The 15,067-nt window shown below is 44.3% G+C and carries 16 protein-coding genes; 6 read left to right on the top strand and 10 right to left on the bottom strand.

Features of this window, described 5'->3' with window-relative positions:
* From hisS to rlmN, 5 genes are all read right to left on the bottom strand, one after another.
* Nucleotides 1–1,281 (bottom strand): histidine--tRNA ligase, encoded by a 1,281-nt coding sequence (gene hisS, locus L2717_RS10120; RefSeq protein ID WP_220773150.1) that lies wholly within the window; start codon nt 1,279–1,281, stop codon nt 1–3.
* Between the two features lie 145 nt (nt 1,282–1,426).
* Nucleotides 1,427–2,542 (bottom strand): flavodoxin-dependent (E)-4-hydroxy-3-methylbut-2-enyl-diphosphate synthase, encoded by a 1,116-nt coding sequence (gene ispG, locus L2717_RS10125; protein ID WP_220773149.1) that lies wholly within the window; start codon nt 2,540–2,542, stop codon nt 1,427–1,429.
* Nucleotides 2,543–2,590: 48 nt separating this feature from the next.
* Nucleotides 2,591–3,643, bottom strand: a complete 1,053-nt coding sequence (locus tag L2717_RS10130) for a RodZ domain-containing protein (protein WP_220773148.1) — start codon at nt 3,641–3,643, stop codon at nt 2,591–2,593.
* Nucleotides 3,640–4,428 (bottom strand): type IV pilus biogenesis/stability protein PilW, encoded by a 789-nt coding sequence (gene pilW / locus L2717_RS10135; RefSeq protein ID WP_220773147.1) that lies wholly within the window; start codon nt 4,426–4,428, stop codon nt 3,640–3,642. Before pilW ends, L2717_RS10130 begins: the two co-directional genes overlap by 4 nt.
* A gap of 32 nt (nt 4,429–4,460) precedes the next feature.
* Entirely contained in the window at nt 4,461–5,582 is a 1,122-nt protein-coding gene (gene rlmN / locus L2717_RS10140) for a dual-specificity RNA methyltransferase RlmN (protein ID WP_220773146.1), read from the bottom strand.
* A gap of 151 nt (nt 5,583–5,733) precedes the next feature.
* Between rlmN and L2717_RS10145 the strand changes: the two genes are divergently transcribed.
* The gene (locus tag L2717_RS10145; protein WP_220773145.1) at nt 5,734–6,825 is read left to right on the top strand and encodes a CNNM domain-containing protein; all 1,092 of its coding nucleotides are present in this window, start codon (nt 5,734–5,736) and stop codon (nt 6,823–6,825) included.
* Between the two features lie 99 nt (nt 6,826–6,924).
* The gene (locus L2717_RS10150; protein ID WP_220773144.1) at nt 6,925–8,670 is read left to right on the top strand and encodes a bifunctional metallophosphatase/5'-nucleotidase; all 1,746 of its coding nucleotides are present in this window, start codon (nt 6,925–6,927) and stop codon (nt 8,668–8,670) included.
* 61 nt (nt 8,671–8,731) lie between these two features.
* On the opposite strand, the gene L2717_RS10155 is transcribed toward L2717_RS10150, so the two are convergent.
* The gene (locus L2717_RS10155) at nt 8,732–9,625 is read right to left on the bottom strand and encodes a LysR family transcriptional regulator (protein WP_220773143.1); all 894 of its coding nucleotides are present in this window, start codon (nt 9,623–9,625) and stop codon (nt 8,732–8,734) included.
* 195 nt (nt 9,626–9,820) lie between these two features.
* On the opposite strand from L2717_RS10155, the gene L2717_RS10160 reads away from it, so the two are divergent.
* Nucleotides 9,821–10,264 carry a DoxX family protein gene (locus tag L2717_RS10160; RefSeq protein ID WP_220773142.1) on the top strand — a complete coding sequence of 148 codons (444 nt, stop codon included), beginning with the start codon at nt 9,821–9,823 and terminating at the stop codon, nt 10,262–10,264.
* An 11-nt stretch (nt 10,265–10,275) separates the two neighbouring features.
* Nucleotides 10,276–10,986 (top strand): pirin family protein, encoded by a 711-nt coding sequence (locus tag L2717_RS10165; protein WP_220773141.1) that lies wholly within the window; start codon nt 10,276–10,278, stop codon nt 10,984–10,986.
* 58 nt (nt 10,987–11,044) lie between these two features.
* On the opposite strand, the gene L2717_RS10170 is transcribed toward L2717_RS10165, so the two are convergent.
* The 4 genes from L2717_RS10170 to L2717_RS10185 all read right to left on the bottom strand — a co-directional run bounded on the left by L2717_RS10170 (nt 11,045) and on the right by L2717_RS10185 (nt 13,040).
* Nucleotides 11,045–11,572 (bottom strand): GNAT family N-acetyltransferase, encoded by a 528-nt coding sequence (locus L2717_RS10170; RefSeq protein WP_220773140.1) that lies wholly within the window; start codon nt 11,570–11,572, stop codon nt 11,045–11,047.
* Nucleotides 11,573–11,715: 143 nt separating this feature from the next.
* The gene (locus tag L2717_RS10175) at nt 11,716–12,225 is read right to left on the bottom strand and encodes a GNAT family N-acetyltransferase (protein ID WP_220773139.1); all 510 of its coding nucleotides are present in this window, start codon (nt 12,223–12,225) and stop codon (nt 11,716–11,718) included.
* A 176-nt stretch (nt 12,226–12,401) separates the two neighbouring features.
* A complete protein-coding gene (locus L2717_RS10180) occupies nt 12,402–12,704 on the bottom strand; it encodes an NrfJ (protein WP_220773138.1) in 303 nt (100 codons plus the stop codon).
* A gap of 126 nt (nt 12,705–12,830) precedes the next feature.
* Nucleotides 12,831–13,040, bottom strand: coding sequence for a DUF3820 family protein (locus L2717_RS10185; RefSeq protein ID WP_076496591.1), 210 nt, complete (start codon nt 13,038–13,040; stop codon nt 12,831–12,833).
* 538 nt (nt 13,041–13,578) lie between these two features.
* Between L2717_RS10185 and L2717_RS10190 the strand changes: the two genes are divergently transcribed.
* Nucleotides 13,579–14,403, top strand: a complete 825-nt coding sequence (locus L2717_RS10190) for a M90 family metallopeptidase (protein ID WP_220773137.1) — start codon at nt 13,579–13,581, stop codon at nt 14,401–14,403.
* A gap of 24 nt (nt 14,404–14,427) precedes the next feature.
* The gene (locus L2717_RS10195) at nt 14,428–15,027 is read left to right on the top strand and encodes a nuclear transport factor 2 family protein (protein WP_220773136.1); all 600 of its coding nucleotides are present in this window, start codon (nt 14,428–14,430) and stop codon (nt 15,025–15,027) included.
* Nucleotides 15,028–15,067: the final 40 nt, after the last annotated feature.

Genomic DNA, 15,067 nt, shown 5'->3' on the forward strand with positions numbered 1-15,067 from the left:
TTACTTAATGGCCAGTTCAGCTAAATATGCACTTAAGGCATGTCGAGCTATCCGTTGTTGTTCGTTGTTATTGCGTAAATGTTTCACTGTAACCATACCGTCAGCGAGTTCATCCTCACCTATCAGTAACGCTACACTCGCACCACTTTTATCAGCACGTTTCATTTGTTTTTTCACGTTGCCACCGCCACAGTGACTCATCACTTTAAGACTTGGCAGTGCATCACGTAATTCCTGCGCCGCTTTAATCGCTTCGACAAGGCAACTATCACCCATAGCGATAACATACACATCGACAGCTGCTGGGATATCTTTTGTCAGCTCTAAGGTTTCAAGCAGCAATACAATGCGCTCTAGCCCCATCGCAAAACCGACTGCAGGGGTATCTTTACCGCCTAATTGAGCGACTAAACCATCGTAGCGACCACCAGCAAGTACAGTCCCTTGCGAGCCTAAACTAGATGTAACCCATTCAAATACCGTGCGATTATAATAATCTAAACCACGAACTAGGCGCGGATTAATGGTGTATTTGATACCAACAGCATCAAGTAGTTCACGCAATTGCGAAAAATGTGTCTTTGATTCTTCACCGAGGAAATCCATCAACTCTGGCGCATCGGCTAAAATAGCTTGTACATTGGCATCTTTTGAATCTAAAACCCGCAGCGGATTAGTGTACATACGGCGCTTGCTTTCTTCATCGAGCGCATCTTTATGCTGCTCTAAAAACGCAATCAAAGCATCACGGTAAACCACGCGTTCGGCTGGATCGCCAAGGGTGTTTAGCTCTAATGAAACATGCTCACTAATTGCGAGCTTATCCCACAGGCGGGCAGATAACATTAAGACTTCAGCATCAATGTCAGGCGTACCTATGCCATAGACTTCAACACCGAATTGGTTAAACTGGCGATAACGACCTTTTTGCGGGCGTTCGTGGCGAAACATAGGGCCCATATACCAAAGGCGTTGCTCTTGGTTATACAGTAGGCCATTTTCGTTACCCGCCCGCACGGTTGATGCCGTACCTTCTGGGCGCAACGTTAGGCTGTCACCATTGTTGTCAGCGAAGGTATACATTTCTTTTTCAACAATATCAGTTACTTCACCAATAGAGCGTTTAAAAAGATCAGTATTTTCGACTATTGGAGTGCGGATCTCGCTGTAACCGTAAGCACTGACGCTTGAACGTAGTACCGCTTCCACTTTTTGCCATAGAGGACTTTGAGTTGGCAGAATGTCATTCATTCCGCGAATCGCTTGGATCTGTTTTGCCACTGTATCGACTCGTCTGATTTCGCTAAATTAATAAAAAATGTCACGCATTATAGGCTTTTCAAGACTAAACGTAAAACGACCCCGTCAGTTTCGGGGTATAGCTCAAAATCATTAGGCGTAATCTATACCCAAATGCGTACGCATATTACTCAGTTGTATCTTTTACTTGAATACGGTTGGCCATTAAGCTGGCTTTTGCACGTATTTTCGCTTCGAGGGAATCGACTATGTTGTCGTTATCAAAACGCTCTTTCTGGCGTTCACCCTCGTCGTAATATCCGCTCTTATTGTATCCGCCGGTTAAGCCGATATGTGACACTAAAGCTTCACCTGGGCCATTTACTACGCAGCCGATAATAGACACATCCATGGCGGTAGTAATGTCTTCGAGACGACGTTCTAACTCATTAACCGTACTTATCACATCAAACTCTTGCCGAGAACACGATGGGCAGGCAATGAAGTTGATGCCGCGGCTACGAATACGCAGCGATTTTAGAATATCAAAACCGACTTTGATTTCTTCGATAGGATCCGCTGCCAGCGAAATACGTAATGTATCGCCAATACCTTCGGCCAATAGCATGCCTAAACCTACCGCTGATTTGACTGAACCGGCGCGCGCGCCGCCCGCTTCGGTAATACCCAAATGCAAAGGCTGACGAATTTGTTTTGCTAATAAACGATAGGATTCAACCGCTAAAAAAACATCAGACGCTTTAACGCTGACCTTAAATTGTTCAAAGTTTAATCGGTCTAAAATATCCACATGACGCATGGCTGATTCAAGCAAGGCTTGTGGTGTTGGCTCTTTGTACTTGTCCATTAGATCTTTCTCTAATGAACCACCGTTTACACCAATACGAATAGGAATATTGTGGTCACGGGCACATTCAACCACGCTACGAATACGTTGTTCATTGCCGATATTACCTGGATTAATGCGCAGGCAATCGACACCGTACTCGGCCACTTTTAAGGCAATACGGTAATCAAAATGAATGTCAGCGACTAAAGGCACATTAACCGCTTGTTTGATGAGCTTAAAGGCTTCTGCCGCATCCATAGTCGGCACAGAGACACGTACTATGTCGGCACCGACTTTTTCTAAGGCACGAATTTGAGCAACGGTTGCTTCAACATCGGTAGTCTTAGTATTGGTCATTGACTGAACAGCAATCGGCGCCCCATCACCAATCGGTACATTACCCACATAAATGCGGGTGGAAGGACGTCTTTTTATGGGAGTTTCATTATACATGCTTAATACGCTCTATTTCAGTTCGTGCTGCAGATCATTACGTGGTCATCAGACTTTAGGCAAGGTTAGACGTGCAACACGCCCCTTGGGGAAATCCGCCAAACTAACTATTTGACCATCTAAACTTAAGGTTGCCACATGGGGCGCACCTAAAATAATTTTAAACGGCGGCATACCGCTCACTTGCACGACAGCGCCAGCACCTTTAACGCCATCAACTAAGGCTTTACCTTTCGCATCGACAATGTTTATCCAGCAATCACCGCTCAACTGAAGATCTATCGTAGATTGGCCTTCAACTACTGCCGCGGTATTGATGTTAGTGGCTGGAGATACCGGAGTCGGTGCAGGAGTTGATGCAACAAGAGGCTGCTGAACCATTGGAGCCGTTTGCGAGGTGACCGTTGCAGCAGCGACCGAACCACCATCTTCATTGCTCGTGTCAGCTGCTCGAGCATAATTATTGTCAGTAGGTCCAGTGCTGACATCAATAGTGCTGGCATCGGTATCTTTAATTGGGCCATCAATCGACATAGAGCCATTAGCGGCTATTTCCGTTAACTGTTTGCTCGCATCGGTTTCGGTCAAAAGTACGTCGCCCGGCAAAGTTTGATTGACCGCTGCGACCTCTTCAGCTGTAGGTTGTGATAAATCAACTGTTGTCAGTAAGGTAGATTTTTGCATCCACCAAACGACCAATAAACCAAGTAACACAATGACAATAAAAATACTCAGCCAAGTTAAACGTTTGTCACTGGCTTGATAGGTTGTTTTACGAGAAAAGCTCTGCATTGGCGGCTCAGCCACTACCGGCACTTGACGTAATAAACAGGCTTCAATCAAAGCAGTATCAGCATTAACCATACGAGCATAGTTTTTAACATAACCACGGGCATACGTTGGCGAAGCAATGTTGGTGAAGTTATCAGCTTCAATATCCTCTAGAACACTAGGACGTAAGTGCAGTTTTACTGCTGCTTCTTGAAGGCTGAGGCCCATTTTTTCACGGCCATGTCTTAATAAAGTTCCAAGCGTTACATCTGGCGCAATTGACTCTGTTACTAAGGATTCAACTGGTGCATGGGTTTCATGATCTTTCATTGATGCAAATTAGCTCTGTATTGCTTGGCCTGAGGTGATGCTGGGAATTTGGCAAGCAATAAAATACCAAATCTTTTCACAGCGGCATCATCATTCACTGCCTGCTCTATTTGAATTCCGAGCGCTAAACTTTCTGGAGTTTGTTCTGCAACTTGGTGATAACGCGCTAATTGATTTCGCGCCTGTATATAATCACCTAGTTCGGCTTCTAACTCAGCTAACTCCAGCAACGACACCGAACGTCTCGGGTCATACTTTAACGCCATCTGAAAATACTGTCTTGCCTTTTCTGCTTGTCTAGCTTCTCGGCTACAAAGGCCTAAGTTTTCATAACTTGAAGCAGTACGCGTATATTTGGGCATTTCAATTGCGGCCAAAAACATTTTTTCAGCTTTGTTGTATTGCTTTTGTTGACACAAAAACACCCCGAAATTATTCATGGAATCGCCAGAGGCGTCCTTAGTACTAATGGCATTCATGTACGACTCTTCGGTACGTACTAAATCGCCCACGGTTTGGTAGTAATAAGCCAAAGCAATATGGACATCTTCAAGCTCTGGAGCATATTCTAATGCTTTATCGAGATTATATTTAGCTTGTTCTGAATTGCCTCGATTTAAATAGGTTAATCCCAGTTGCATCCGCTCACGCGCAGCGGCGACCTTGTCTAACTTTCGCTCCGAAACAGGAATATCGGTTCCGGTATAAGTACGCTCAGTAACGCACCCTGTAATGAATAAAGACAGGGTTAACACTAACGAAAACTTTGGCAATCCATGCTTCATTGGCAAGCCTATAAATCTGTGCAAACAAAGAGTTAATCCATTGTGACTGATATCTGGTTTTCTTGCATGCGTTTTTTTGCTAAACGCTTGGTTCTATCGCGAATATCTCCGGCTAACTGACCACAGGCCGCATCAATATCATCGCCACGGGTTTTACGCACAATCACAGTAAAACCGTATTCCATTAACACCTTAGAAAAACGATCAATTCGAGAATTAGACGAACGGCCGTAAGGTGAACCAGGGTAAGGGTTAAATGGAATTAAATTTATCTTACAAGGCGTATCAACCATCAATTTAGCTAACTCATGGGCTTGGTCTGTGCTGTCGTTAATATGATCGAGCATCACATACTCAACTGTGACGCGGCCACGGTTAGCATTGGACTTAGCAATATAACGACGAATACCCGCTAAAAACTCATTCAGCGGATATTTTTTATTAACGGGGACTAAAATATCACGCAGCTCATCATTTGGTGCATGAATACTGACCGCAAGAGCCACATCAATCGCATCACCTAATTTATCTAACGCTGGAACCACGCCTGATGTTGATAGGGTCACGCGACGTTTTGATAAACTAAAACCAAAATCATCGAGCATGATGTCCATTGCAGGAATAACGTTAGCTAAATTCAATAATGGCTCGCCCATGCCCATCATCACCACGTTCGTGATAGGACGCTCGCCGGTGTCTTTAGCAAAACCTAAAAAGTGCGATACACGCCAGATTTGGCCGACGATTTCAGAAACCGTTAAGTTACGGTTAAACCCTTGCTGGCCGGTAGAGCAGAAAGTACATTCAAGGGCACATCCCACCTGTGATGACACACATAAGGTGGCACGTTCTTCCTCGGGAATATAAACCGTTTCGACTTCTTGGCCTTGGCCAACGTTGATCGCAAATTTAATGGTACCATCGGTCGACTTTTGAAAACTGGCTATTTCAGGTGCAACGATTTCGCAGCGCGCCGCCAACTTTTGACGTAACACTTTGTTGATGTTGGTCATCTCTTCGAAGTCACTGACACCGAAATGATAAAGCCATTTCATGAGTTGGTCGGCACGAAAGGGTTTTTCCCCCATATCCGCAAATAATGCGCGCATTGCCTTACGATCAAGGTCTAACAAATTGATCTTTTTTTCACTCATATAACTAACCTCAACATCAAAAACCGAATCCTGCAACAGGGCGGCGAATTATACAGACGCAAATAAATTTTAGCCAGTAACTCAATTAACCTATGATAGAATACTGCTGGGCTAATGTTGGCCTAAAATACGGAGTTGTAATTCCACCTATATGTTAACCCTCATCATTATAGTGCTTGTCGCTGTCGCAGTATCTTTTCTGTGCAGTGTGTTCGAAGCGGTTCTTCTTTCTGTTACCCCCAGTTATATCGCTTCACTCGAACAGACCGACAGTGCCGCAGCCTCTCGTTTACGTAAATTGAAAGAGAATGTCGAGGCTCCTTTAGTGTCAATTCTCACCCTAAATACGATTGCACATACCGTCGGCGCTGCCGTTGCGGGTGCTCAGGCTGCAAAAGTATTTGGTGACGACATGCTAGGTGTGTTTTCAGGCGTATTAACCTTTATTATCCTGTTCTTCTCAGAAATTATTCCTAAATCACTGGGTGCCAATCATTGGCGTAGTCTCGCACCGAGTGTTTCTATTGCCGTGACATGGATGAAGCGTGTCACTAAACCGCTGATCTGGATGTCACTGCAAGTGACTCGTTTAATGGGTAAAGGCGATGACGGCCAATATATCCGCCAAGAAATGAGCGCAATGGCAAAAATCGGCCATGAATCGGGTGAGCTCGATGAGCAAGAGTCAAAGATTTTAACTCAAATGCTTAAAGTACGAGATATGCCAGTCACCGCAATTATGACGCCACGTACTGTGATGTTCTCATTACCGATTGATTTAACGCAAAATGAGTTTGTGCGCCAATATCGCGAAAAGCCTTTTAGCCGTATTCCTGTGTATGACCAAGATCATGATGATGTGATTGGTTACATCACTCGTACCGATGTTCTGCTGGCTGAGCGTTATACACCAGACGCCCCGATTGGTGAACTTAAACGCAGTCTATTTGTGGTGCCTGAAACGGCAAAAATCCTGCCATTATTTGAGAGAATGATTAAACGTAATACCCAAATTGCTATGGTCGTTGATGAATACGGCAGCAGCCAAGGAATCGTTACTCAAGAAGATATTATCGAGTCTATGTTAGGACTGGAGATTGTTGACTTGAACGATCCTGCCACCGATATGCAACAATTAGCCCGAAAACTGTGGACTAAACGCATGAAACAAAAAGGCATTCGTCTATCCGATGATGGTGATTTTGAAGCCGCATCCGATGACGATGAAGCCAAATCTGGCTAAAACGCGTATAATTCAGCAATTAATGAAGTAAGGGAGCCTAGCTCCCTTACTTGTTTTAGGGGAGACAGCTATCATTTCCCGCCGTAATAGAGGTCAGTTATGAAACAGAGTTACACACTCTCACTCGCGCACATTAATGATACCCATTCCAATTTTGAACCTAGCCGCGTGCAATTTAATCTAACAGTAGGTCATCTTAAGCTTGATATGACTAGCCATAGCGGTGGTTATGCCCGTATTGGCCATCATATTGCCAAGGCGCGCCAAGCGGCGACTGAAGCCAATACACCTTTTATCTTTTTGCACGGCGGCGATAGCTTTCAGGGTACACTTTATTTCAGCCACTTTAAGGGTAAGGCTAACGCTCACTTACTCAACTTGTTAGCGCCCGATGCGATGGTCATTGGTAATCACGATATCGATGAAGGTAACGCAACACTTGCCGAGTTTGCTAAGCAGATTGATTTCCCATTGCTTGCGGGCAATATGGATTTAAGCCAAGAGGATATTAATAAACCGGGTTGTTTGCGCGGTTTACCTAATATTTTGGACTATGACCATGAACTAAAACTAGCCAAATACCTACTTAAGCCTTTTCACGATAAAACGCTGGCCATCATCGGCATTACCTTAGATCAGATGAAAGAGATAGCACGTCCCGATCCCGATACCCATTTTGTTGATGCCATTGCCACCACGGCGCGTACGGTTGAGCATCTTAAACAACAAGGTATCAAGCATATTATTGTACTCAGTCATTTAGGCTTAGATCAGGATAAACGTCTTGCGGCCGAAATCGAGGGCATTAGCCTTATCGTAGGGGGACATACTCATACGTTACAGGGCGATTTTAACGCGCTGGGTTTGAGTAATATGCCCTACGGTGAAGTCATCAATAACACGCCAATAGTGCATGCGGGCAAATATGCTGAAGTGGTCGGCCTAGCCGAGATAACCTTTGATGCTGAAGGTAAAATGCTAACCTTAAACGGCGGCAACTACTTCATGCTCGATCAACATTTTGTGCTAAGTGCTAACGTCGCGGTCAACGATACCGACTACCAAGCTGTACGTCAGCAACTCAACCAACATCCACATATTTTGTGGGACGAAGCCGATGCTGATATCGCCGGCGTGATTAGGGACATCTATAAACCCGCTATTGCCGAGATGGAAAATTATGTCATCGCACAAGTTCCTAAAAATTTAGTCCATACTCGTTTGCCCTCAAAAAGTTTGCCCCACGGCAGTCAAATTGCGCCTTGGGTGAGTCGCAGCATGTTTCAAGAGGCTAAACTTGTTGACCCACGGATAAACTTTGCCCTGCATAACGCTGGCGGTGTGCGCCAGTCTGTTTCCCAAGGGCAATTGACGCTTGCTGATGTGATGGGGCAATTACTGCCATTCGAATTACCGCTAGTAAAGTATGAAATCCAAGGCCAGTTTCTGTATCAAGCATTAGAGTCTGCCATTAACTCCGCCACTAACAATAGCGTGCTGGGTACAGGTGCAGGTAGCTTCCCGTATACCTATGGTTTACGTTACTACTACGATGGTAGACGGCCATTGGGCGAGCGTTTATTTAGGCTAGAAATGATGCAACAGGGCAGCCAATCCCTTTGGCAAACAGTAGAATATGAATCACTGTATGTAGGTGTTTCAACCTCTTACACCGCTGCAGGGAAAGAAGGTTATCATCCACTATTGCAAGCACGCTGGCAGGAATCGATGGAATCATTGACCTTACCACAGGCATTTATTCGTTTTTTAAAGCGCTCACCTAATTTATCGGATTTGTGGTCACAACACGTGCATTACACCAGCCACAGGCCGCGCGGCAAATAAACGCTGCACCTGGTAGTTGCGCATCCTTCCTAAATGGCAAACTCAAACTTAAAGCGGCAACTTAAAATAGCCAAGCACATTGGGGTAAGCGCTCAGTAAACCATGCCTGCGCTTTACCCTCTTTATCTTTACGCCAAGCCATAAATACCTTTTGGGCTGGACGCGGGATTTCTACCTGACAAGCAACTAACGCCCCCGTAGCCAATGCATCCAAGATCAGGTGCTTTGGAATATAGCCCACACCTAACCCTAATTGCTGCGCCTTAATTTTGGTCTGCATATTCGGCACTCTAATCACTTGGCGACTATCAAATAAACCGCTTGAACGTTGCGCTAGTGCGGTTGAACTATCGGCTACCACAATCGAGGGAAACTGCAATAAGGCCTCAGTCGGAATAGGATCTCTATGTTGCGCTAATGGGTGGGCAGGATTTAAAGCAAACACAAACTCTAATTCACCCATTTCAACCACATGATATTGGCCTTTGGGCCTCTCACCCGTCACGCCAATCGCAATATCGGCACGGCCCGAATAGAGTGCATCCCAGCCGCCACCCAAGGACTCTTCACTAATATTCACGGCCACTTGCTTGCCTAGCTCAGTAAATTCACCAATCAACTGCAACAGGGGTAAATCTGGCACCACGGTATCTATGGCTAAGGTTAGCGAAGACTCCCAGCCCGTCTCCAATTGACGTACTGCCTCTTCAAGCCTTGATGTTGCGGCGAGGATTTCTCGACCTTGGCGCAATACCAGTTGACCAACTAAGGTCAGCTCTGCGCGCTGGCCTTTACGTTCGAATAATTTCGTCCCTAAATCACTTTCTAGTTTTTGTACTGTGTAAGTCAACGCCGACGGTACTCGAAACAAAGACTCCGCCGCAGCAGAGAAACTGCCCTTTTTATCAATCGCATCGAGCACGATTAATCCATCAAGACTAATAGATGGCAACATACACACCTCTTGTTCAAATTATTTGAAATAAAAATTGAAAATGTTCCGATTTTTTTCAGTAAAGATCAAGTCTACACTGCTTAGCAATAGAGGTGTTCTTTCAGATACACGACTAAAGACAATGAAGAACCCGTTAATAACACGCTTAAATAATACTTAAACATAATTTAAATAATTTGAAAGAAGGAACATACCATGAAAACACTCATTACAAAAATACTGAAATCGGCACCAAGTTTTGCACCTCTGGCACTGCGTATTCCTATCGGGATTATCTTAATCGCCCATGGTTCACAAAAACTGTTTGGCTGGTTTGGTGGCTATGGCTTAGAGGGAACAGGCCAATGGATGACGTCAATTGGCCTAACGCCGGGTTACTTAATGGCTTTAATGGCAGGTTCAAGTGAGTTTTTTGGTGGACTGTTGTTGTTATTGGGTCTACTCACTCGCCCAACGGCTCTAGTATTGTCATTCACCATGGTTATCGCGATTTTCTCAGTACATATAGGTAATGGGTTGTTCCTTGCTAACAACGGTTATGAATTTGGTTTAGCACTACTGGCAGCCACAGCATCACTGGCAGTTTCAGGTGCAGGTAAATTATCACTCGACAATCTTTTAGCTAGCCGCATCAAATAAGGGGAATCAAGATGATCACACTACGCAAAGCACAGGATCGCGGTCAGGCAGATTTAGGCTGGCTAAAGAGTCAACACACTTTCTCTTTTTCTAGCTACTACGATCCAGCCCACATGGGAATTTCATCCTTAAGAGTGATTAATGATGACACAGTGGCACCCGGCGCAGGTTTTGATACTCATGGTCATAAAGATATGGAGATCATCAGTTACGTGATATCCGGCACTATCGCCCACAAGGATAGCTTCGGTAATATCAAAATCTTACCCGCGGGCGAGTTTCAATTAATGTCAGCGGGTAAAGGTATTTATCACAGTGAGTTCAATGCCTCTAATACTGAGCCGCTACACTTTTTACAGATTTGGATCCGCCCCGACACCTTAAGTATCGATGCGGGTTATCAGCAAAAAGCCTTCGAGCAAAGCTCTGCACTGACGGCCGTGGTGACTCCCACTGGTGACAATGGCACGCTTAAAGTACAACAAGATGCCACCGTTTATCGTTTAATGCTGAGCGAAGGTGAAAGCGTAACAATGGACAGAACGCCCATACAAGTGAGTCGTCATCTGTATGTGCAATTGATTGAAGGCACATTGGATATCAACGGCACGACATTGACCCCTGGTGATGGCGCACATTTAACCCAGCTTACCAGTGTCGACTTTAGCGCGACTGCTGGTCAAATCACCGCGTTAGTATTTGATTTATCAGCAAACGACTAAAGTTTGATGCCATCGGTTTAATATTTAGCTGGCGCGAATTAACAGCAGTACTTACCTATTAGAGGGCAAGGGTCATGCTAAAGTTAACCAGAACTTGAGCGGCCTGCCCTTTACTCTTATCTAGCGTATTTAAAAAGCGTTTATGCTCATTTCGGCGCGTACTACGAAAGCCCTGTTTCTCAAAAAAAGGCCGCGCTAAATAGGATGCTTCAACCATTAATCGTTTAAGGGCTAAGGCTTTTACTTGTTCAAATAACGCAAAATATAAAGTGGTTGCTACGCCAGAGCGTGCATATTCAGGATGGACAAATAAACATTCGATTTCGGCCGAAGCTTCAACCTCACTGTCATCACCCACCTTAAGATTGATAAAACCTACCAACATGTTTTCCGTCTCAGCCACCCAAATAGTGGTTCCTTTAAGACGCTCAAGCCAATAACTGTCGCTGCGGCTCTCGCCTTCGATATAAGCCCAAGCTGAACGTTCAGCAAACGAGTAATACTCGCCAGAGCCTTGCATAACACTTGCCTCAAAGATTGCCGCAAGCTGCGAAACATCCGCTGGCGTAAATAGTCGAATCTTCATTCTCAGCCCTTAGATTCAATTGTTAATAGATTGAGATTAACGGTATTTTGCTACAAATAGAATAGTCACCTTCAACTGCCTTACGCCCATGCTTTACAGCACGATTCTTTGCACTACTGTTTAAAACCAAAGTTGAACAATGATTAAATCTCTTTAACCATATAAAAGCCGCGAATAATTTGCCCTCGTTTTTGCTGGTAACTGGCCTGTACCTGCGTAAAGCCCATTTGATTAAATAATCCTTTCGATAAATAGGATGCATCCAGGCTCAAACGAGAATACCCCTGCGCCTTAGCCCAATCTTCTACAACAAGGTAAGCACGTTCGCCTAATCCCTTGCGCTGATAATCCGGATGTATATATAAACTATCAAGGTAACCTTGCTGGCTAAAATGGGTTTCAATATTAATGAAACCGATACAGATTGCCGATGTTGCTAGGGCATCTTTGGCCAATACCACCCACGCTTTTGAGCGTCTTAAGCGCAAATCCCAATGTTTAGCCGATCTTGGCGCCGCTGACCAAGCCGCAAGCTGCGCCGATGAATAACGGGCATGATTGATACTATGCACGCAAAGATGAAATAACTCACTCACCTCAAGGGCATAACATGATTGATAAGGCTGGATGTCAAACTGTTCAAACGCCGCCACTTAATTGTTCCTCCGACTAAAGCATAGCTAAAAATAGTGATATTTTGCCGCGTTTAGCCCCATTGAGATAGCCAAAAACTGATATTTAACGCCATTAAGCAATAGAAACAAAAACGGCCTCGTAAATATCGAAGCCGCTTAATCGATGAGGTGCAAAGTGCACTCAATACAACTGACTATTTCTTATCGATTTGACCCACAAATAACAGTTTATCAAAGGTGCGATTCAACGTTTTGCTAGTGAATTCATTCATCCACATTTGCTCAACTACAGACACTTTATCGCCTTTATTCACTTGAGTTTCAGGACCCGCTGCCCAAAAAGTTGTGTCAGCTTCTTTAATCTGTACGTAGGTGTAACCGCCACCATTCATAGTATCAACAACAGTACCTTCGTGGGTTACGCCCTGCGCCCAAGCACTTGACATGCCTAACGCTAACGTTGCTACCGCTGCTAATTTTACCAATTTTGCTATCATGCCTATGTTCCTTTTGTTTTACTAATATGCCGCATTAAAGCACGCTCACAACAATAAATCGCTAATCTCTATCACGAAATACAACACTTATCGCAAAAGCAATATTTTTATGCCAAGGAAGGGAACTCATTTCAATAACGGTTTTAGCATGCCTTCTAAGCCATTTAGCTTAACTTCATACATCAAGGCTAATTGCTCACCCAACTTCCCCTGAGGAAACCCTTGCTTATGAAACCACACAAGATAAGGCTCGGGTAATGTTAATAATTTACGCCCTGCGTATTTGCCAAACGGCATAGTCTGGTTAACCGCATCAATCAGTAACTGTTGATCCACTTCATTATCCCCCACGCTATTTAGCGCTATATATTACCGCAAAACCAAATCATTTGCCTGTGCGCTCCAGTCGCAAAAAATAGCTGAGAGATGCTATCAAAAATACCATAATCTTATTTACCAGCACTTATCGATATAGGGCTAAAATGCCTTAGAGCATAAGCTTTTAACATAATATGCCTACACGTTTAGCTTATTAGGCCAGTAACAATACGCACATGTACGTTTGCAAATCTATTATCTATAAACGGCAATCTTATAAGCGCTTAATCGTAAACACCATTAGATTTAGATGTTTGAGATAACGCGCACTGGTCTCGGCTTGAATATGCTCAATACCAAGCGATTTAAATACTTGTGTCTTACATTAATATTTCGGTCACTCGTGAACGGTAGCTAAAAGCAGGAAAGTGATAATAATATGCTGGTAATGAAGTCGTCACTCTGTTGTTTTTACCCCAAAGGTTGACTTCACTCGGCTTTGTCCCCATTAGCTAATAATGTAGTTAACGACATTTCATCTTGCTAAAGGCACATTATGCTCGCGATCTCACTCACTGTGCTACTTAGCGTTGCCGCAATAGCTTGGTTAATCTCAACCCGTTGGCGTAAAACATTACATCGACGTCGTATAGCGGCAAGACCATTTCCTAAAAGTTGGCGAGTGATCCTTAAACAAAGGTTGCCTTACTTTCATGCGCTACCAACCGATTTACAGCTACAACTCAAGCGGCATATTCAAATATTTATTGATGAAAAGATATTTGTTAGCTGCGATGGTTTTGAAATTACCGATGAAGTTAAAGTCACCATAGCCGCCCAAGCTTGTCTTTTATTACTGAATCGTAAAACGGATTTTTACCCCAAACTGACACAAATCTTAGTCTACCCCGATGCCTTTATCGTTAATAATCAGCATCAAGATGCAAACGGTATTGTGTGGGCAGAGCGCAATGTGCTGGCGGGCGAGTCGTGGGAATATGGCAAAGTAGTGCTCTCGTGGAAAAATACTGTAGATGGCGCCGCCGATCCCCACGATGGCAATAACGTTGTTATCCACGAGTTTGCTCACCAGCTTGATCAAGAAGATGGCCAAGCCAATGGCGCGCCGATACTGCAGCATTTTGCCGATTACAGCACTTGGTCCAACGTACTAAGCCATGCTTTTACCCAATTACAGCATTGTGCCCAAATAGGCGCGCCCTCATTGTTTAATTACTATGGTGCGACGAATCCCGCTGAATTTTTTGCCGTTATTACTGAAGTCTTTTTTGAAAAACCAGAGGATTTCTACCGACAACACCCAGACTTATATCGGGAACTGAGCCGCTTTTATCAACTCGATCCGATAAACTGGTATTAAACACTCAAACAGGAGGCACGTAAAATGCTCAAAGACACTTATACATTTGCAGTTAAAGGTTCTACTGTTAATCGTCCCGCTAATGTGAGTCGTGCCACTCATATTAATCGCGCGACTTTGGGGTTGCTGTTCAGCGCGCTAATGCTTAGCGGTGTTAAGGTAAGTGCACAAGCACAGGACTCGCCGACACAAAAAGCTCAAATACAAAAAGCTCAAACAGTGTCGAGCCCAGACCAACAAGCTGCGGCTCAGGTGTTAGATTTACTCAACCAATATTCGAGCGATGCCGATTGGGATAAGTATTTTGCCCTGTACCGAAAAGACGGCATTTTTATTGGCACGGATGCGAGTGAGCGTTGGGGAATGGCGGAATTTGAACATTACTCCCGCCCTACAAAAGGTTGGCGCTATGATTTAACCGAGCGACATTTAATCCAACATGGCGAGGTCATATTGTTCGATGAGTTATTAAACAGCCCCGCCTATGGCGTCAGCCGAGGAACCGGCACTTTGATCAAAACCGATGGTAACTGGAAAATTGCGCAATACCACTTAAGTTTCCCAATCCCCAATGAGATAGCAAAACAGGTCACCACCGAGATTAACGCCACAAATAAACAGTAACGCCGCACTCCCATAAATGCGGTTTCGAAAGAGCAAAGTT

The organism is Shewanella glacialipiscicola, assembly GCF_023283485.1.
GTDB classification, from domain to species: Bacteria; Pseudomonadota; Gammaproteobacteria; order Enterobacterales; family Shewanellaceae; genus Shewanella; species Shewanella glacialipiscicola.